Origin of the sequence: Streptosporangium sp. NPDC004379, assembly GCF_042873875.1 — a bacterium.
Lineage (GTDB): Bacteria > Actinomycetota > Actinomycetes > Streptosporangiales > Streptosporangiaceae > Streptosporangium.
On record NZ_JBIAMC010000003.1, the window covers coordinates 254,914 to 273,309 of the forward strand.

At 74.4% G+C, this 18,396-nt stretch carries 18 protein-coding genes; 13 read left to right on the forward strand and 5 right to left on the reverse strand.

Annotation, left to right across the window (positions count from 1 at the left end; translation table 11 throughout):
• Nucleotide 1 precedes the first annotated feature (1 nt).
• The 11 genes from ACFYSC_RS08390 to ACFYSC_RS08440 all read left to right on the forward strand — a co-directional run bounded on the left by ACFYSC_RS08390 (nt 2) and on the right by ACFYSC_RS08440 (nt 10,580).
• Nucleotides 2-757, forward strand: a complete 756-nt coding sequence (locus ACFYSC_RS08390; protein WP_389958473.1) for a hypothetical protein — start codon at nt 2-4, stop codon at nt 755-757.
• Nucleotides 754-2,055 carry an ATPase, T2SS/T4P/T4SS family gene (locus ACFYSC_RS08395; RefSeq protein WP_362928877.1) on the forward strand — a complete coding sequence of 434 codons (1,302 nt, stop codon included), beginning with the start codon at nt 754-756 and terminating at the stop codon, nt 2,053-2,055. Before ACFYSC_RS08390 ends, ACFYSC_RS08395 begins: the two co-directional genes overlap by 4 nt.
• Nucleotides 2,052-2,936, forward strand: coding sequence for a type II secretion system F family protein (locus ACFYSC_RS08400; RefSeq protein ID WP_362928879.1), 885 nt, complete (start codon nt 2,052-2,054; stop codon nt 2,934-2,936). Before ACFYSC_RS08395 ends, ACFYSC_RS08400 begins: the two co-directional genes overlap by 4 nt.
• Entirely contained in the window at nt 2,933-3,868 is a 936-nt protein-coding gene (locus ACFYSC_RS08405) for a type II secretion system protein (RefSeq protein WP_362928881.1), read from the forward strand. Before ACFYSC_RS08400 ends, ACFYSC_RS08405 begins: the two co-directional genes overlap by 4 nt.
• A 2-nt stretch (nt 3,869-3,870) precedes the next feature.
• Nucleotides 3,871-4,140, forward strand: coding sequence for a hypothetical protein (locus ACFYSC_RS08410; protein WP_362928883.1), 270 nt, complete (start codon nt 3,871-3,873; stop codon nt 4,138-4,140).
• Nucleotides 4,141-4,216: 76 nt separating this feature from the next.
• Nucleotides 4,217-4,663 (forward strand): TadE/TadG family type IV pilus assembly protein, encoded by a 447-nt coding sequence (locus ACFYSC_RS08415; RefSeq protein WP_389958478.1) that lies wholly within the window; start codon nt 4,217-4,219, stop codon nt 4,661-4,663.
• Nucleotides 4,660-5,199, forward strand: coding sequence for a TadE/TadG family type IV pilus assembly protein (locus tag ACFYSC_RS08420; protein ID WP_389958481.1), 540 nt, complete (start codon nt 4,660-4,662; stop codon nt 5,197-5,199). The genes ACFYSC_RS08415 and ACFYSC_RS08420 overlap by 4 nt, the downstream gene beginning before the upstream one ends.
• A complete protein-coding gene (locus tag ACFYSC_RS08425) occupies nt 5,196-5,660 on the forward strand; it encodes a pilus assembly protein TadG-related protein (RefSeq protein WP_389958484.1) in 465 nt (154 codons plus the stop codon). The genes ACFYSC_RS08420 and ACFYSC_RS08425 overlap by 4 nt, the downstream gene beginning before the upstream one ends.
• Before the next feature lie 143 nt (nt 5,661-5,803).
• On the forward strand, nt 5,804-8,824 hold the full coding sequence (locus tag ACFYSC_RS08430) for a BTAD domain-containing putative transcriptional regulator (protein ID WP_389958487.1): 3,021 nt from the start codon (nt 5,804-5,806) through the stop codon (nt 8,822-8,824).
• A gap of 143 nt (nt 8,825-8,967) precedes the next feature.
• On the forward strand, nt 8,968-9,645 hold the full coding sequence (locus ACFYSC_RS08435; protein ID WP_389958490.1) for a hypothetical protein: 678 nt from the start codon (nt 8,968-8,970) through the stop codon (nt 9,643-9,645).
• A complete protein-coding gene (locus ACFYSC_RS08440; protein ID WP_389958493.1) occupies nt 9,642-10,580 on the forward strand; it encodes a hypothetical protein in 939 nt (312 codons plus the stop codon). Before ACFYSC_RS08435 ends, ACFYSC_RS08440 begins: the two co-directional genes overlap by 4 nt.
• Before the next feature lie 69 nt (nt 10,581-10,649).
• Here ACFYSC_RS08440 and ACFYSC_RS08445 read toward each other — a convergent pair whose 3' ends face one another.
• From ACFYSC_RS08445 to ACFYSC_RS08465, 5 genes are all read right to left on the reverse strand, one after another.
• Entirely contained in the window at nt 10,650-11,174 is a 525-nt protein-coding gene (locus ACFYSC_RS08445; RefSeq protein WP_389958496.1) for a methylated-DNA--[protein]-cysteine S-methyltransferase, read from the reverse strand.
• Nucleotides 11,171-12,619 (reverse strand): DNA-3-methyladenine glycosylase 2 family protein, encoded by a 1,449-nt coding sequence (locus ACFYSC_RS08450; RefSeq protein ID WP_389958499.1) that lies wholly within the window; start codon nt 12,617-12,619, stop codon nt 11,171-11,173. The genes ACFYSC_RS08445 and ACFYSC_RS08450 overlap by 4 nt, the downstream gene beginning before the upstream one ends.
• 201 nt (nt 12,620-12,820) lie before the next feature.
• The gene (locus tag ACFYSC_RS08455; protein WP_389958502.1) at nt 12,821-13,768 is read right to left on the reverse strand and encodes an NYN domain-containing protein; all 948 of its coding nucleotides are present in this window, start codon (nt 13,766-13,768) and stop codon (nt 12,821-12,823) included.
• A gap of 100 nt (nt 13,769-13,868) precedes the next feature.
• Nucleotides 13,869-14,066, reverse strand: coding sequence for an acyl-CoA carboxylase subunit epsilon (locus ACFYSC_RS08460; RefSeq protein ID WP_389958505.1), 198 nt, complete (start codon nt 14,064-14,066; stop codon nt 13,869-13,871).
• Entirely contained in the window at nt 14,063-15,655 is a 1,593-nt protein-coding gene (locus ACFYSC_RS08465) for an acyl-CoA carboxylase subunit beta (protein WP_389958508.1), read from the reverse strand. Before ACFYSC_RS08465 ends, ACFYSC_RS08460 begins: the two co-directional genes overlap by 4 nt.
• Nucleotides 15,656-15,791: 136 nt before the next feature.
• Between ACFYSC_RS08465 and ACFYSC_RS08470 the strand changes: the two genes are divergently transcribed.
• The gene (locus ACFYSC_RS08470) at nt 15,792-16,571 is read left to right on the forward strand and encodes an ABC transporter ATP-binding protein (RefSeq protein WP_389958511.1); all 780 of its coding nucleotides are present in this window, start codon (nt 15,792-15,794) and stop codon (nt 16,569-16,571) included.
• Nucleotides 16,547-18,226, forward strand: coding sequence for a hypothetical protein (locus ACFYSC_RS08475; protein ID WP_389958514.1), 1,680 nt, complete (start codon nt 16,547-16,549; stop codon nt 18,224-18,226). The genes ACFYSC_RS08470 and ACFYSC_RS08475 overlap by 25 nt, the downstream gene beginning before the upstream one ends.
• Nucleotides 18,227-18,396: the final 170 nt, after the last annotated feature.

Consider the following 18,396-nt stretch of genomic DNA (forward strand, 5'->3'; position numbering starts at 1 on the left):
GGTGGCGCTCATCGCACTGGCCGCCGACAAGGGCGCCCCGGGCGTGACCACGGCGGCCACCGCGCTCGGCGCCGTCTGGCCGCACCCGGTGCTGCTCGCCGAGTGCGACCCGGCCGGGGGAGACCTCGCCTACCGCCTCCCGGCCGCCGACGGCGGGGTCCTCAACCCCGCCCGGGGACTGCTGACCCTGGGCGCCACCGCCCGCCGCGGCCTTCGCCCCGAGCAGATCCACGAGCACACCCAGAAGATCGTCGGCGGCCTCGACGTGCTGGCCGGGCTGACCCACGGCGAGCAGGCCGCCGGGCTCACCTGGATGTGGGGCCCGCTCGGCCGCGCGCTGGCCGCGCTGCCCGGCGCCGACGTGCTGGCCGACTGCGGCCGCCTCGGCGGGCACCCGCAGACGGCCGAGCTGACGGCCGAGGCGGAGCTGGTGCTGCTGTTCACCAGGGCGAGCCTCGACCACGTCGCCCACCTGCGCGAGCGCCTGCACATCATGCCCCGCGACCCCCAGATCGCGGTCGTGGTGATCGCCGATCCCCGCCAGTACCGCACGGCCATCGAGGAGGTCCGCCGGATCGTCACCGCCACCGGCCGCCGGGTCGCCTTCGTCAGCGGCCTCGCGCACGACCCCAAGGGCGCCGAGCTGCTGCGCGGCCAGTGGGGCGGCCGGCTGGACCGCTCCCTGGTCATCCGTACGGCGCGCGAGCTCGCCGCCCGCGTCGTCGCCACCGTCCGAGCCCCGGAGCCGGCCGTATGACCGTCGACCACACCCTCGTGAAGCGCTTCCGGCAGGAGGTCGGCGACCGCCTGGCCCACCAGCGCCGCCTCGACCAGGCCGGCGGCCTGGCCCCGATGACCGGCGAGGACGAGCGCCAGTTCGCCCGGGCGCTGATCGCCCAGGTGCTGGAGGAGTTCGCCCGCGGCGAGATCGGCGTCGGCCGCACCCCGCCCACGGCCGAGGAGGAGGAGGCGCTCGCCGCCGGCATCCACGCGGCCCTGTTCGGCGTCGGCCGCCTGCAGCCGCTGCTGGACGACCCCGAGGTCGAGAACATCGACATCAACGGCTGCGACCGCGTCTTCGTCGGCTACGCCGACGGCCGGGAGGGCCTGGCCGAGCCGGTGGCCGACAGCGACGACGAACTGGTCGAGCTGATCCAGATCCTCGCCGCCTACAGCGGCCTGTCCAGCAGGCCGTTCGACACCGCCAACCCCCAGCTCGACCTGCGCCTGCCGGACGGATCCCGCCTCTCGGCGGTCATGGACGTCACGGTCCGCCCGGCCGTCTCCATCCGCCGTGCCCGGCTGGGCAAGGTCTTCCTCAGCGACCTGGTGGGCAACGGCACGCTCACCCCGGAGGTGGGCCGCTTCCTGTCGGCCGCGGTCGCCGCGCGGAAGAACATCATGATCTCCGGCTCGACCAACGCCGGGAAGACCACCCTGCTGCGCGCGCTGGCCAACGAGATCCCGCCCACCGAGCGCCTGATCACCGTGGAACGGGCCCTGGAGCTCGGTCTCGACCAGTTCCCCGAGCTGCACCCCAACGTCGTCGCCTTCGAGCAGAGGCTGCCCAACTCCGAGGGCCAGGGCGAGATCAGCATGGCTGAGCTGGTCCGCCGCTCCCTGCGCATGAACCCCTCGCGGGTGATCGTCGGCGAGGTCCTCGGCGACGAGATCGTCACCATGCTCAACGCGATGACCCAGGGCAACGACGGCTCGCTGTCCACCATCCACGCCAACTCCTCGATGGAGGTCTTCAACCGCATCGCCACCTACGCCCTGCAGGCGACCGAGCGGCTGCCGATCGAGGCCACCCACATGCTCATCGCGGGCGCGATCGACTTCGTCGTCTTCATCGAGAAGCGCAACGAGTACGCCGCGGGCGGACGGCTGCGCCGCTTCGTCTCCAGCGTGCGGGAGGTGGCGGGCGTGGACGGCCGGGTGCTGTCGTCGGAGGTGTTCGCCCAGGCGCCCGACGGCCGGGTCCTGCCGCACGCCCCCCTGTCGTGCGCCGAGGAGCTCGCCCGGCACGGCTACGACCCGGGAGGCTGGTCATGATCCCCGTCCCGCCCGGGCTGCTCGACCCGCTGGTGATGCTCGCCGGCGCGGCCGTCGGCGCGGGACTGTTCCTGCTCGGCCTCGCCCTGTACGGCGTGCGCCCCCGCCCGGCCGTCCCCGGTCGCGGCCCCCGCCGCAAGGAGGTCCTGCGCGCCCTGTCCACCCGCTCGGCGGTCGGCGCGATCGCCGGGGTGGTCGTCCTCGTGGTGACCGGCTGGCCGGTCATGGCGGCGGGCGCCGTCCTGCTCGCCCTGGGCTGGCGCGGCCTCTCCGGCGGCGCGGCCGAGGAGCGCACCGCGATGCGGCGGCTGGAGGGACTGGCCGCCTGGACCGAGTCGCTGCGCGACACCATCGCCGGGGCCGCCGGCCTGGAGCAGGCCATCCCCTCCTCCATCAGGGCCGCGGCCCCCACGCTCCGCCCGCACCTGCGCTCGCTGGTGGACCGCCTGCACACCCGCATGCCGCTGCCCGACGCGCTGCGGCTGTTCGCCGACGAGCTCGACGACCCCTCGGCCGACCTGGTGGTGGCCGCGCTGATCCTCAACTCCAAGCTGCGCGGCCCCGGCCTGCGCGACGTGCTGGGCGCGCTCGCCGTGTCGGCCCGCGAGGAGCTCGACATGCGCCGCCGTGTCGAGGCCGAGCGCCGCTCCACCCGGCGCAGCGTGCAGATCGTGGTCGGCACGGCCGTCGCCTTCGCCGTCGCCCTGGTGGTGTTCAACCCCTCCTACGTCGAGGAGTACGACAGCACTCTCGGCCAGGCCGTGCTCGTGGTGGTCGCCGGGTTCTTCGGAGCCGGGTTCGCCTGGATGCGCCGCCTGGCCCGCTTCGACAAGCCGGCCCGGCTGCTGGGCCTGCCGTCCACGGGGGAGGCGCACGAATGACCGAGGGAGTGCTCGCCGGGGGCGTGCTGGGGCTCGGCCTGTTCCTGCTGGTCCGGGCGCTGTTCCCGGCCCGGCCCGGCCTGGTGTCGCGGCTGCTGGCGCTGGACGCCGCCCGGGAGGGCACCGACGCGCCGCGCGCCCGGCTCGTCCTGCCCGACGAGGAGGTCAGCGCCTTCCGGCGCTCCCTGGGGGAGCGGCTGGCCCGCTTCTACGCGGCGCGCGGCTGGGAGGCCCGCTCGGCCAGGGCCGACCTCGCGCTGCTCGGCAGGTCGTTCGAGGGGTTCCTCGCCACCAAGGCGCTGCTGGCCGCCTCCGGGCTGCTGGCGTTCCCGCTGCTGGTCGGCTGGCTGGTGCTGATGGGGTGGGGCGTCTCGCTCACCGTGCCGCTGTGGGCCGCGCTCGCGGTCGCCGGGGTCTTCTTCGTCCTGCCCGACCTGCAGACCAAGCGGGACGCCGCCCGGATGCGCCGTGACTTCCGGCACGTCGTCGGGGCCTTCCTGGACCTGGTCGCGATGAACCTCGCGGGCGGGCGCGGTGTGCCGGAGGCGCTGATGATGGCGGTCTCGGTGGGCAGCCCGAACGCCGACGACGACGGCGCCAACTGGGCGATGTCCCGCATCCGCGAGGCCCTGGGCAACGCCCGGATCGTCGGCATCACCCCCTGGCAGGCGCTCGGGCAGCTCGGCGACGAGATCAACGTCGACGAGCTGCGCGACCTGTCCGCCGCGCTCGGGCTGGTCGCCGACGACGGCGCCAAGGTCCGATCGTCCCTGACCGCCCGCGCCGCGACCCTGCGGCGCCGCGAGCTCGCCGAGGTGGAGGGGCAGGCCGGCGAGCGCTCGCAGTCGATGCTCGTCGCCCAGCTCCTGCTCTGCGCGGGCTTCGTGATCTTCCTGAGTTACCCGGCCGCTATGAAGATGTTGGGGTCCTGACCATGCTGAGCAACCATCCGTGGATCGTCTATACGGCCGCGTTCCTGAGCACGAGGATCGAGCGGGCCCGCAACGCCCCCACCCGGGGCGCCTCGGCCGTCGAGTGGGTCATCATCACGGCGATCATCGCCGGGGTCGCGCTCGGCCTGGCCACCCTCATCAAGACCCTCGTCGAGGGCAAGCAGGCCGAGATCTCCAACCAGTTCGGCGGCGGGGGCGGAGGCGGCGGGGGCGGCGGAGAGGGGAACGGCGGTGGCTTCGGTGACGGCTGAGCTCCGCCGGGAGCCCGCCGCCGGGAGCCGTGCCCGTTCACCCGCCGGCGAGGGCCGCGGCCGTTCACGGGCCGCCGTGAGGGCCACCGTACGGACGACCGCGCGGACCGCCGTACGGCGCCGCCGGGAGCGCGGGGCCGCCGCCGTGGAGCTGGCGATGATCATGCCGGTGGTGCTGGCGATCATCCTGCTCGTCGTGCAGTTCGCCCTGTGGTTCCACGGGCGGCAGGTCGCCGACGCCGCCGCCCGGGAGGGGGCCCGCCTCGCCCGGATCGACACCGACTCCTGGGAGTCGGACGCCACCTCCAGGGCCGAACAGGTGCTCAGGGCGGTCGGCCCGAAGCTTCTGGAGGGCGCCGCCGTGACGGCGTGGGACGAGGACGGCCGGCGCGGCGTCGAGATCACCGCCACCGCGGTCCAGGTGGTCCCGCTGCTGCCGTCCACGACGCTCACCATCACCGCGCGGTTCGGCGGCCCCGTCGAGTGCTTCCGGCCCGACGACGGGAGCGAGGGATGCCCGTGAGCGCCCTCGCACGGCGCGGCGGACGGCGGTCGCCCCGGACCGGGAACCCCCGGACCGGAAGCCCCCGGACCGGAAGCCCCTGGCCCGATGGCCCGCGGTCCGGCCCGCGCGGCAGGACGCCCGCCACCCGGCACGGCCCGCGCGGCGAACGCGGCTCGCTGACCGCCGAGACGGTCCTGCTGGCCCCGGTCTTCCTGCTGTTCCTGCTGCTTCTCGTCGGCGCGGGAAGGCTGGTCGAGGCCCAGGGCGAGGTCAACGGCGCGGCCAGGGACGCGGCGAGGGCCGCCTCGGTCGAGCGCTCGTTCGCCGACGCCGAGTCGGCGGCGCAGGAGGCGGCGCGGGACTCCCTGTCGGGGCAGTGCGAGCCGCAGGTCAGCCTGGAGGGCAGCCGGTGGGAGATGGGCGGCCGGGTCCGGGCCGAGGTCACCTGCTCGCTCGACCTGAGCTTCCTCGGCTTCGGCGCGGCCAAGGACATCGAGGGCGACTCGGTGGTCCCGCTGGAGCGGTTCCGGCGGGTGGAGGAGGACGGGGGATGAGCGCCATGCGGCGGTCGCCGCGTTCCGGACCGGTCCGGCGGGCGGGCGAGCGGGGGTCGATGTCGGTCTTCACGGCGGTCTTCTCCGTGGCGGTCTTCCTGCTCGCCGGGCTCCTGGTGGACGGCGGCGCCGCCATCAACGCCCGGCTGCGGGCCGCCGACATCGCCGAGCAGGCGGCGCGGGCCGCCGCCGACCGGATCGACGAGGAGACGCTGCGCGCCACCGGCCAGGTCCGGCTCATGGACGAGGGCGAGGTCTGCGCCGAGGCCGAGGAGATCGTCGCCGCCCACGCCGCCGGCGACGTCCGGATCGCCGGATGCTCCGTCGGCGCCGGACAGGCGGAGGTCACCGTGGGGGTCACCGTCCCCTGGAAGGCGATCTTCCTCGCCGCGCTGGGCTTTCCGGGCTCCGATATGAAGGCCGAGGTCACCGCGGGCCCGGACGCCGGGGACGACGCCTGATGGCCCGTCCCGCCCCGCCCGGGCGCCGCCCCGGCCCGCCGCGGACGGCGAGCCATGCCGATCGGGGTGTACCGCCCGCCCGGCCCGCGGGACGGGGCGAACCTGGACGAGGAGGGAGACAGGGAGGGATGGGAGGGAGAGGCATGCCACCGCGACAGCCCGTGCGCATCAGGCCCAGGCGCACGCCGGGCGACGTGCTCGCCGGACTCGGCGCGCTGGTGCTGCTGGCCGCGCTCGTCGGCGGGGTCCCCTACGCCCTGCTGCGGCTGGCCGGGCCGCCCCTCCCTCCCGAGCTGCTCGACCTGGACGTGCTGACCAGCCAGGTCGGCACCAGCACGATCATCGCGATCCTCGTACTGCTGGTCTGGCTCGCCTGGCTGCAACTGGCCGTCTGCGTGATCGTCGAGGTCTACGCCGGGATCCGCCGGGTCGGCATGCCGGCCCAGGTGCCGTTCTCCGGCGGCACACAGGCGCTGGCCAACCGGCTGGTCTCGGCGGCGCTGCTGCTGTTCACCGTGTCGGCGGTGGTGGTGCCGATCGCCCGGCCCGGCGGCCTGCCGGTCGGCCCGCCGGTCGCCGCGGCCGCCGCGGACGCGCTGTCGGCGCTGCCGGCCCCGGTCGCCGGGGAGCGGGCGCCGCTGACGCCGGTCGCCGAGGTCAAGAAGGTGTACGTGGTGCAGCCGCCGCACGGCCGCCACCACGAGAGCCTGTGGGAGATCGCGGAGAAGTGCCTGGGCGACGGCCGCCGCTATCCGGAGGTCTACCGGCTCAACCAGCACAAGGAGCAGCCCGACGGCAGCCGCCTGCACATGGCCGACCTGATCAGGCCCGGCTGGGTGCTCGACATGCCGGACGACGCCAGGAACGTGCACATCGTCCCGGTGGACCAGCCGCGCGACGAGACCCTCAAGGACCATCCGTACAAGCCCGCCGAGCTCGACGGACGCACCCAGCACGTCACACCCGGCGCCCGGGACCTCCCGGCGGGGGAGGAGACGGGGACCGGGCACCACACCGGGAGGCACACGGAGGTCTCCCCGCCCCAGGACACCTCGGTCCTGCCCGGCGACGGCTCCGGAGACCGGCGGTCCGGCGACCCCGGGCGGGTGGAACGGCCCGCCCCCGCCGAGACCGGCCGCGGCACCGCGGAGCCGTCCCGGACCGGCGAGCACGCCGACCCCGCCCGGACCGGTGAGCGCGCCACCGGGCGGGAGCACGCGCCGGGCGACCCGGGCCGGGGAACCGTCACGGAACGGCCGGTCCCCCCGGACTGGGCCGCCGAGCCCGAGACCGGGGCGCCGCTGCTCGACTACCTCGCCGGGGCCTCCCTGCTGGCGGCCGGGGTGCTGGCCGCCCTCGGCGGCAGGCGCAGGCGGCAGCTCTGGGAGAGGGCGTTCGGCCGCCGGGTGGTCCGGCCGCGCGACGACGCCGCCGAGGCCGAGGTCGCGCTCAGGATCGGGGCCGACGCGCCGGGCAGCCGGATGCTCGACCTCGGGCTGCGGCTCCTCGGCAGGTCGCTCGCCGGGCAGCGGCGCGTCCCGCCGACCGTCTACGCCGCCTACCTGTCCGCGCAGACCCTCGACCTGTGGATCCACCCGCCGCAGGAGGACGCCCCCGCCCCCTGGGTCTCCTGCGACGGGGGCCAGGTCTGGCGGCTGTCCGCCGAGGAGGGCCGGATGATCGACGAGCGGTCCCTCGCCGACGCGCCCGCGCCGTACCCGGGGCTGGTCTCGCTCGGCTCCAACGGCGAGGGCCGGGTGCTCGTGGACCTGGAGGCGGCCCACGGCCTGATCAGCCTGAAGGGGGAGCGGACCACCTCGGCGCTCGCCGCGCTCGCCGTGGAGCTGGCCACCAACCGCTGGTCCGACCGGATGCGGATCACGCTGGTCGGCTTCGGGGAGGAGCTGGCCGTGATCGCCCCCGACCGGATCCGGTGCGCGGGCTCCCTCGCCGAGGTCCTGCCCGAGCTGGAGGCCACCGCGAACGAGCGCGGCCACGGCGACGACGTGCTCACCGGCCGGATCCACGGCCGCGCCGCCGACCCGATCTGGCCGCCGCACTACGTGCTGTCCGCGGTCGCCCCTACGCCTGAGGAGGGCCGACGCCTGGCGCTGCTGGCCAGGAGGGGCGTCCGTACGGCCGCCGGGTACGTCGTGGCGGGCGAGGCGCCGCACGCCACCTGGAACTGGGAGATCACCGAGGACGGCCGGGCGCTCGTCGACGCGCTCGGCTTCGACGTCACCGCCCAGCTCCTGCCCCGACGCCACTACCGCTCGCTGGTGGAGCTGTTCCACACCGCCGACCGGCTCGACGGCGAGCCGCTGTCCGACGGGCCGCTGTCCGACGGGCCGCTGTCCGACGGGCCGCTGTCCGACGGGCCGGAGTCGCGGCGGGCCGCCGGGGCGCCCTCGGTCGAGGTGCGGATCCTCGGCCCGGCCGAGGTGCTCGGCCCGCCGCCGATGGAGGAGGGCCGCGCCGCCCTCGCCGCGGAGCTCGTCGTCTACCTCGCGACCCACCCGGCCGGCGTCCACCCGGTCGTGCTGGGAGGCATCCTGTGGCCGCGCGGCGTGCAGTCCGCGGTCCGGGACGCCACCATCGCCCGGGTCGTCGACTGGCTGGGCACGGACCGCTCCGGCCGGCCCAACCTCCACACCGACGACTCTGGCCGGCTCCGGCTGGGCCCCGAGGTGCGGACCGACTGGTCGCTCTTCCGCGCGTTCGCCCGCCGGGCGCAGGCCGACCCGACCATGCGCGCCGTACTGCTGGAGAAGGCGCTGGGGCTGGTGCGCGGCCCGCTGCTCGCCGACCGCCCGCGCGGCCGGTACGCCTGGCTGGCCGCCGACGACCTGGAGTACGACGTGACCGCCGCCGTCGCCGACGCCGCCCACCGGCTCTGCGAGGTACGGCTGGCCCGCGGCGAGGCCGACCGGGCCGTCGCCGCGGTGCGGGCCGGGCTGCTGCTCGCCCCCGACGACGAGGGGCTCTGGCGCGACCTGCTGCGGGCCACCCACCTCACCGGCGACGCCGCCAGGCTGCGGGCCGTGGCGGACGGCCTGCACCGGCGCTCCGCCCGGCCCGGTGGGGGCGGGATGGCGCCGGAGACCGAGGCGCTCATCGACGAGCTGCTGCCCGCGTGGCGGATGCGCTCGGCGCCGTCGGCATGACCGCGCTGAACGGCGAAGCCCGCCGGGCGGAGAACGCGAGGACGGAAAAGACACGGATGACCGGGGACGGAGGGAGGAGCGGAACCATGCTGATTCGTGCATACCGGTGGTTCCGTGCGGCGGGCGCTCCTAACGTGACCGTCATGCGAGCGTTGGCCGCGCTGGCCCTGGCCGCGCCGGTGGGCTGCTCCTCGCCGCCCGCCCGGCCGTTCACCCCCGTCGACCTCCCGGCCGACCCGCCGGGCGCGTCGCGGGACGCGGCGGGCAGCCCCGCACCGGGCGGCACGGACGGCCCGCGGCGCACCGACGGCGCCGTCTCCGGGCCGAAGGAGGAGACCATCGTGATCTCCCCCGGCGTGCGGGTGGTGGTCGAGTGGCCCGCGGTGTCCGACCCCGACACCACGGGGATGATCAACGCCTTCCGCGACTACCGCGCCGGGTCGTACAGCGCCGTCGTCACCCGGGGCGCCGACACCGCCTACCTGAACGCGATGCGGGACGAGGGGGCCTGGCAGGGCCGCGAGTGGGTGGGACGGTTCATCGAGCACCGCACGTCGCTGCGGGGCGTCTCCCGGATCTACGCGATGAACGTCGCCGCGGTCGACGGCCGGGGCGCGACGTTCAAGGCCTGCGTCGACGAGACCGGCATGCGACTCCTGGACGCCGGAACCGGGACGGCGGTCCGCAAGCAGCCGTCGTGGACCCGGAAACCGTTCCTGCAGACCGCCGGGATGCGCCGCGGTGACGACGGCGTCTGGCGGATCGTGCTGCTCCAGTACGAGGACCTGCCCAGTGAACCCGCGAAGGGGTGTCTCCGATGATCGTGAATGTGGCCGTCGCGGGCCTGCTCCTGCTCGCCCCCGGCCCGCAGCCGGACGGCGGCGGCGGTGGCGGGGTCCGGACCAGCCAGAGCGGCAACACGAGCAGGATCGAGCTGTACAACTCCCAGATCCGCCTGTCCGGGTCCGGCCTGGGCGCCAAGAGCGACGGGTACCAGGTCAAGCGCCACTGCTGGTACGAGCCGGGCAACAACGCCGAGGACGAGATGAAGTTCCGCAACGACCGGCAGAACAGCGCGGAGCGGACCTGGGGCGAGACCCCCGACGACGGCTACCTGGACAAGTACAAGGACAAGGTGGGCCAGGAGGGCCGCTGGTGGCACGTCGCGCACGACGGCACCGACGCCGGCGTCTCCTGCTTCGGCGGCATGGAGCCCGAGATCTGGGTGCCGCCGAACACGACCCCGCCCAACGCGATCACCATGCAGGAGCTCCTCGACATCGCCCGCGCCGCGCTGACCGTGCCCGAGCCGAAGATCAAGCTGAACCCCGACGTCAAGAGCTACGTCAACCTCCCGACCTGGGTCTGGCTCGACGACGTCGGCCAGACCACCAGGTCGGTGACGGCCACGATCCCGGGCTACATGAGCGCCACCGTGACCGCGAACCTCCACGACATGACGATCAAGTCCGGGACGACCGAGGACCGGGCCAGGGTCATGACGGACTGCGGGCCGACCGGCAAGCCGTACACCAAGGGCGGGACGTTCACCTGCGGCGTCCAGTACCTCCACGCCTCGGTCGACCAGCCGCGCGAGGTCTACGAGCTGACGGTGACCTCGGTGTGGGAGGTGACGGCGCAGGGGCAGGGCGGCGTCGCGCCCTTCGCCTACGACCCCTACGACCCCATCCAGGTCGGCGCGACCCGCGACGTCGAGGTGGGCGAGGTGCAGAGCACCGTCACCGGGACCGGCTGAGGCGCGGCGCCCCGCCGTCCGCGGATCGGCTGAGGCGCGGACGGCGGGGCGCCGGACCGGACCGGGCGGTCAGCCGACGGCCTTCTCGTGGGCGAGCAGCCACTGCTTGACCGGGGTGCCGTAGTAGTAGCCGCCGAAGCCGCCGGTGGACGGCAGGACGCGGTGGCACGGGACGAACGGCGCGATCAGGTTCTGCGCGCACGCCCCGCCGGCCGCCCTGGCGGCCGTCCTCGGCATCCCCGCCCGCTCGGCGAGCTCGGCGTAGGTGACCGTGGTCCCGGCCGGCACCTCCCGGAGCGCGGTCAGTAGCCGCTGCCGCCTGGGCGACCCCGGCTGGGACACCTCGACGGCGTCGAGCGCCGCGAGGTCGCCGTCCAGATAGTCGCGTACGGCCCGCGCCGCGTGACCCAGGTCGTCCACCCTGGCGAGGCCGTGAGCCCGCATCGCGGGCGAGAGCCTGGCGAACATCTCCTCCGGGTCGGCGGTGAAGCCGGCCGCGACGAGGGTCCCCTCGTGCGAGAGCAGCGACAGCGGCCCGGCCGGGGTGGGCAGGACCTGCGCCTCGATCGTCGTGGTGACAGTGGTGGTGATCATTCCGAACTCCAGAGATGTAGCGCGGCGTAGGCCCGCCAGGGCCGCCACCGTTCGATGTGGTCATCGGGAATGCCCAGGCACGCCATGGCTCGCCGTAGCCCGAGGTCCCCCCGGGGCCAGGCGTCCGGGTCGCGCAGGGCGCGCAGCGCGATGTAGCCGGCCGTCCACGGGCCGATCCCCGGCACCTCCAGCAGCCGGGCGACCGCCTCGGCCGGCTCCTGGGCGCCGTCCAGGTCGATCTCGCCGTCGGCGACCTTCGTGGCGAGCGCCTTCAGCGTGGTCACCCGCCGTCCGGTCAGCCCGAGCCCGGCGAGGTCGGCCTCAGCGAGGTCGGCCGCGGTGGGGAACAGGAGGTGCGGGCCGTCCCCGCCGGCGCAGCCCCCGTCCGCGCCGCTCGCCCCGGCCGTGACGAGGCCCGCCGTACGGCCGACGCGCGCGGTGAGGCGGCCCAGGATGGTGCGGGCGCCCGCGACGGAGATCTGCTGGCCGATCACGGCGCGGACGGCGGCCTCGAAGCCGTCCCAGGCGCCGGGGACGCGCAACCCGGGCCGGGCGGCGACCAGCGGCGCGAGAGCGGTCTCGCCGAGGGCGCCGGAGATGGCCTCGGGGTCGGCGTCGAGGTCGAGGAGGCGGCGGGCGCGGGCGACGACGCGGGCCAGGTGGCGGGTGTCGTCGAGGGTGACGTCCAGCCGGACGTGGCCGGGGAGCGGGGTGAGGGTGATCGTCCCCTGCGGCACCGCGCGACGGTAGGAGGTCTCGTCGGCCTGCTCCAGCCCCGGGATCGCCCGCGCCGCCAGGAACCGCATCAGCGTCCCGGCATCGTACGGCTCGCGCCGGTGCAGCCGGAGCGTCAGCGCGTTCCCCGATGCGGCGCGGCCCGCGGTGGCCCGCAGCTCGCCGGGGGTGAAGCCGTAGGTCTCCTTCATGGTCGCGTTGAACTGCCGGACGCTGCCGAAGCCCGCGGCGAACGCCACGTCGCTGATCGGCAGCCCGGTCTCGGTCAGGAGCTGCTTGGCCAGCAGCAGGCGCTTGGTCCTGACCACGGCCAGCGGCCCCACGCCGAGCTCGCCGGCGAACAGCCGGTGCAGGTGCCGCTCGGTGATGTGCAGCCGCCCGGCCAGCCGGGTGATCCCGCCGTCGTCGGCCACCCCCTCGTCGATCAGGCGGAGCGCCCGGCCCACCAGGTCGCCGCGGTGGTCCCAGCCGGGGTCGCCGGGGCTGAGCTCCGGCCGGCAGCGCTTGCAGGGCCGGAACCCGGCGGCCTCGGCGGACGCCGCGTGGCGGTAGAAGCGGACGTTGCGCGAGGTCGGGGTGCGCGCCGGGCAGACCGGGCGGCAGTAGATGCGGGTCGTGGTGACCGCCGTGTAGAACCGCCCGTCGAAGCGGGCGTCCCGGGCGGCCACCGCTCGGTAACAGGAGTCGAAGTCGAGCTCTGTCGCGGACACACCTGAAACGTTAGCCCCAGCGCAGGGGGGACGGCTGGCGGGAATCGGACGCGACCGTGAACCTCCTCCCGGACGCGACCGCCGGGCCGGGCCCGGGAGGAGGGACCGGATCGGGAGAGGGCCCGGGAGGGGCCGGATCGGGGTGGAACCGGGCCGGGCCGGAGCTGGAACCGGGGGCGGGGGCCGCCCGGCGGTCCGGGGTCAGCGGGAGGAGACGCCGACCCCGAGCTCGAACTCGCGGTAGACGCGGGCCCAGAAACCGTCGCGGAGCCACACCCGGGCCTCGGGGTAGGGGCGCAGCGAGTGGCCGAGCTCCTTCTCCGCCTCGATCAGCAGCTCGGTGTCGATCACCGTGGGCAGCAGCGGGCCCGGCAGCAGGTCGCGGATGTTGTCGCGGCCGCGGGTGAGGATCCACTTCTGGGCCACGTGCTCGCCGACCTCCTCGACCCGCGGGCGGCTGGGCCCGAGCTTGGCGGCCTGGCCGGGGGAGACCTTCGGCTTGATCGAGGCGGGCGTCCGCCCGGCGAAGACCTGGGCGGGGGAGGGGGCGGTGGCGACCGGGGTGACCGGGACCGGTGCGGGGGCGCGGCTGAAGAAGGAGCGCAGGAAGTCGGCGCTGATGATCTCGACGGTGTCGGCCTCCCAGACCAGGCGCTCGGCCTGGTTGGTGCCGTACGGCGGCTCCACCCCCCACAGGTGGATCCGCACGCCGTACGCCTGGGCGGCCTCGACGGCGGGGACCATGTCCTCGTCCCCGGCGAGCAGGATCGTGTCGCTCACCGCGTGGTGGCGGGCCAGCGCCTCCAGGTCGCTGCGGATCTGCGCGTCCACGCCCTTCTGCTGCCCGCGCGCGTTGAGGTTGCCCAGGCGCACCTTGACCCACGGGAGCTGGGCGATGACGCGCTGGTCGACGGTCGGCACCCGGTCACGGGCGGCGTCGTACCAGTAGATCCGCAGCAGCTCGCCGTGGATGCGCGTCTCGGCGTGCTTCTGCAGCGCCTGGATCAGCTCGTCGGCCGCGACGCGGTATTCCTTGCGCTCCTTGGCGCCAAGCAACACCTCCCCCGCCGCGGCGTACAGGTATCCCACGTCGACCAGGACGGCGTACTTCGCGATGACGGGGTGCGAGGTGAGGTCCAGGATGGTCATGTCGTCCTCCAGGCCTCGGACTAGCTGATCGGCTGGCTATATACGCCCATTTCTTAGATAGTCCCAACTCTCGTGCGGCTTGACACCCTGTTCCCGAGATCTATCGCGGTAATCCGCTGGATCGCCAGGCGCCTTGTCCGGTGGGGAGTGGCTTTCGCAGTCGGTAAGCGGGATCGCGCCAGTTCCCCGGCTTTCGTACGGTTTCACCCTCCGGTGCGGTCCTCGAGGTGATCGCGATCACCAGCGCCGCGACCTCCTCGGGCCCCGGCTCACCATGGACGATCCTCAGCTCGGTCACAGCGGAATGTTCCCATGCTTCTTCGGCGGAAGGGTGGCGCGCTTGTTACGCAGGGCGCGCAGGGCGCGGACGATCTGCACGCGCGTGTCGGAGGGGCGGATCACCGCGTCGACGTATCCGCGCTCGGCCGCGAGGTACGGGTTGGCCAGGGTGTCCTCGTACTCGGTGACGAGCCGGGCGCGCTCGGCGTCGGGGTCGCCGGACGCCATCAGCTCGCGCCGGTAGAGGATGTTGACCGCGCCCTGCGCGCCCATGACGGCGATCTGCGCGGTGGGCCAGGCCAGGTTGACGTCGGCGCCCAGGTGCTTGGACCCCATGACGTCGTAGGCGCCGCCGTACGCCTTGCGGGTGATGACGGTGACGAGCGGGACGGTCGCCTCGGCGTAGGCGTAGAGCAGCTTGGCGCCGCGGCGGATGATCCCGTTCCATTCCTGATCGGTTCCAGGAAGGAATCCGGGAACATCCACAAATGTCAGCACGGGAATGTTGAAAGCATCGCAAGTGCGGACGAATCTCGCCGCTTTCTCCGACGCCGCGATGTCCAGCGTGCCAGCGAAACTCATCGGCTGGTTCGCGACGATCCCCACCGGGCGCCCCTCGACGCGGCCGAAGCCCACCACGATGTTCGGCGCGAACCGCGCGTGCACCTCCAGGAACTCCTCGTCGTCCAGGACGTGCCCGATCACCGTGTGCATGTCGTAGGGCTGGTTCGCCGAGTCGGGGATGAGCGTGTCCAGCTCGCGGTCGGCGTCGGTGACCGACAGCACCGGCTCGGTCTCGAAGACCGGCGGCTCGTCCAGGTTGTTGGACGGCAGGTAGGACAGCAGCGCCCGGGCGAACTCCAGGCAGTCCTCCTCGTCGGACGCCTCGTAGTGCGCCACGCCGGAGCGGGAGTTGTGCGTGTGCGCGCCGCCCAGCTCCTCGAACGTCACCTCCTCGCCGGTGACCGTCTTGATCACGTCGGGGCCGGTGATGAACATGTGCGACTTCTCCGACACCATCAGCACGAAGTCGGTGAGCGCGGGGGAGTAGACGGCGCCGCCCGCGCACGGGCCCATGATCAGCGAGATCTGCGGGATCACGCCGGAGGCGTGGACGTTGCGCTTGAAGATCTCGGCGTACAGGCCGAGGGAGACCACGCCCTCCTGGATGCGGGCCCCGCCGGAGTCGTTGATGCCGACCACCGGGCAGCCGGTCTTCAGCGCGTGGTCCATGACCTTGACGATCTTCTCGCCGAAGACCTCGCCCAGCGAGCCGCCGAAGACCGTGAAGTCCTGGGCGAACACCGCCACCGGCCGGCCGTCCACCGTGCCGTGGCCGGTCACCACGCCGTCGCCGTACGGGCGCTCGCGCTCCAGGCCGAAGCCGCTCGACCGGTGCCGGGCCAGCTCGTCGAACTCCACGAAGCTGCCGTCGTCCAGGAAGGAGAGGACCCGCTCCCTGGCCGTCATCTTGCCCTTGGCGTGCTGTCTGGCCACCGCGCGCTCGGAACCGGCGTGCTTCGCCTCGTCCAGACGCCGCTCCAGGTCGGCGAGTTTGCCCGCCGTGGTGTGAATATCGATTCCGGTGGCCACCGGCTCAGCGCTCATCGGTTCCTCACACTCGTCGTCGTCGACTCCCTGCGAGGGTAGCCGTCCGGAACCCCGTCGAACCATCGGGGGCGCTCGTTCGTTCAGCGGCCTGGGATAGGTTTCGTAAAAGGCTGGAAACGGCAGAGTAGGGGCCATGGCGGACATCGTCGAAGCGGTACGCACCAGGCAGCTCGTCAAGAGATTCGGTCAGCAGGTGGCGGTGGGGGGCGTCGACCTCGTCGTGCCCCGGGGCGGCTTCGCCGGCCTGGTCGGCCCGAACGGCGCGGGCAAGACCACCACGCTGAGCATGGTCACCGGCCTGCTGCGCCCGGACGGCGGAACCGCGCACATCGACGGCCTCGACGTCTGGCGCGAACCGATCGCGGTCAAGGGCCGCATCGGCGTCCTGCCCGAGGGCCTGCGCCTGTTCGAGCGGCTGTCCGGCCGGGAGCTGCTGGCCTACAACGGCCAGCTCCGCGGCATCCCCAAGGAGGAGGTCGAGCGGCGGTCGGCGGAGCTGCTGCGGGTGATGGACCTCGCCGACTCGGCCGACAAGCTCGTCGTCGACTACTCCACCGGCATGCGCAAGAAGATCGGGCTCGCCGCGGCGCTCCTGCACAACCCCGCGGTGCTCTTCCTCGACGAGCCGTTCGAGGGGGTGGACCCGGTCAGCGCCAACACGCTGGTCGAGGTGCTCCGGCGCTACACCGCCTCCGGCTCGACCGTCGTCTTCTCCAGCCACGTCATGGAGCTGGTGGAGCGCCTGTGCGACTGGGTCTCGGTGATGAGCCGCGGGCAGATCGTCGCGCAGGGCCCGCTGGACGAGGTGCGGGCCGGGCGGAGCCTCAACGAGGCGTTCCTCGGCCTGGTCGGCGCCCACGGTCACGACGGCGGGGAGGAGGGCCTGTCATGGCTGGGCGCGACCTCGGCGTGAGCGGCGACACGGACGGCGGCGTGAGCGGCGCGGAGGACGGCGCGGGTGTCCGCCCGGAGACCGGTGTGAGCGGTGCGGGCGGCGCGGCGCGGGTGGGGCCCGGCGTCTTCGTCCGGCTCAAGCTCCGGCTGATCGCCGGCGGCCTGCGCGGGAACGGCACCCGGCTGGCCGGGTTCGTCTTCTCGGCGGTCGCCGCGGTGGTCGTGGCGGGCTTCGGGTTCTTCCTCCTGGCCGCACTCCGCGGGGCGCCCGCCGACGTCGCGCGGGACATCACGATCATTCTGTTCACCATGCAGCTGCTCGGCTGGGCGGTCGTGCCGTTGCTGGCGTTCGGCCTCGACGACACCCTCGACCCGTCCCGGCTGGCGCTGTTCCCGCTGCGCACCGGGCAGCTCGCGACCGGCATGTTCGCCGCCTCGGTCACCGGCGTCTGGCCGCTGGCCACGCTGGTCGCCGCGTTCGGCGCGGTCGCCGGCCTGGCCACGGGGGCCGGCGGCGCCGTGGTGGGCGTCGTCGCGGTGCTGCTGCAGTTCGCCCTGTGCATCGTGCTCTCGCGGCTGATCACCACGGCCCTGTCCGGCGTGCTGCGCACCCGCCGGGGCCGCGACGTGCTCGCCGTCTCCGCGATCTTCGTCGTCCTGGCGGCCCAGCTGCCCAACCTGCTGGTCAACGGCGGGGTGGGCGGCGACCCGCTCGCCCTGCTGGGCGGCCTGGCGTCGGCGCTGCGCTGGACGCCGTCCGGAATGGCCGCGCACGCCGTCGCCGACGGCGGCCCGGCCGCCCTCGCCGAGCTGGCCGTGCTCGCCGTCCTGGTCCTCGTGATCGGCCGGCTGTGGATCGCCGCGCTCCGCCGGGCACTGGTCACGGCGGACGCCTCCACCGAGGCGGCCACCGTCCGCAGCTCGCGGGGCCTGCTGGCCCGCGTCCTGCCGGACGGCCCGCTCGCCGCGGTCGCGACCAAGGAGCTCAAGTACGCCCGCCGCGACCCGCGCGGGCGGGTCGGCTGGTTCGCCGCCGTCGCGGTCACCGGCGTCCTGGCCTTCTCCATGAACAACGGCGACGCGCCGGGCTCGGCCTTCCTCGTGGTCGGCCCCGCCTGCATCGGCGCGGTGATGATCGCCCTGCAGGCGGTCAACATCTTCGGCATCGACGGCCGGTCGCTGTGGATGAACTCCGTCGCCTACGGCTCGGCCCGCGACTGGCGGACCGACATCGCCGGGCGGCAGCTGGCCGTCGCGACGATCGCGGTCCCGCTGCTGGCCGTGCTGGCGGTCGTCGCGGCACTCCTCGCCGGTGACCTCTCCTGGGCCGTGCCCGCCGCGCTCACCGGCTGGGGCGTCCTCGGCGCCGGGCTCGGCGTGGGGGCCCTGACCAGCGTGCTGATCCCGTACACCGTGCCGGAGCGGCTGAACGCCTTCACCGGCGCCGCGCCGGGGCAGGGCGGCGTCGCCTTCGCCGCCTCCTTCGGCGGGATGATCGCCAGTGTCGTGCTGTCCCTGCCGGTCGTGCTGCCGGTGCTGCTGGGGTCCCCCTGGTTCTGCGTCCTGGCGGTGCCGTACGGCCTGCTGGTCTCCTGGGGCGGGCGGCGGCTCGCCGGCGGGCTGGCCTTCGGCCGGCACCCGGAGATCCTGGCCGCCACCTCCCGGGCGAACTGACCGCCGGAGCGCGCCCCTCCGGCGGGGTACCGACCGCCCGGAGCGCGCCCACTCCGCCCGGAAACGTGTGTCCGGCCCCGCCCGACCCTCCCGCCGGGAGGGTCGGGCGGTCCGCGCCGGATCCCGTCAGTGGTCTAGTCCAATAGGTGAGACCACTCCTCACGGGACAT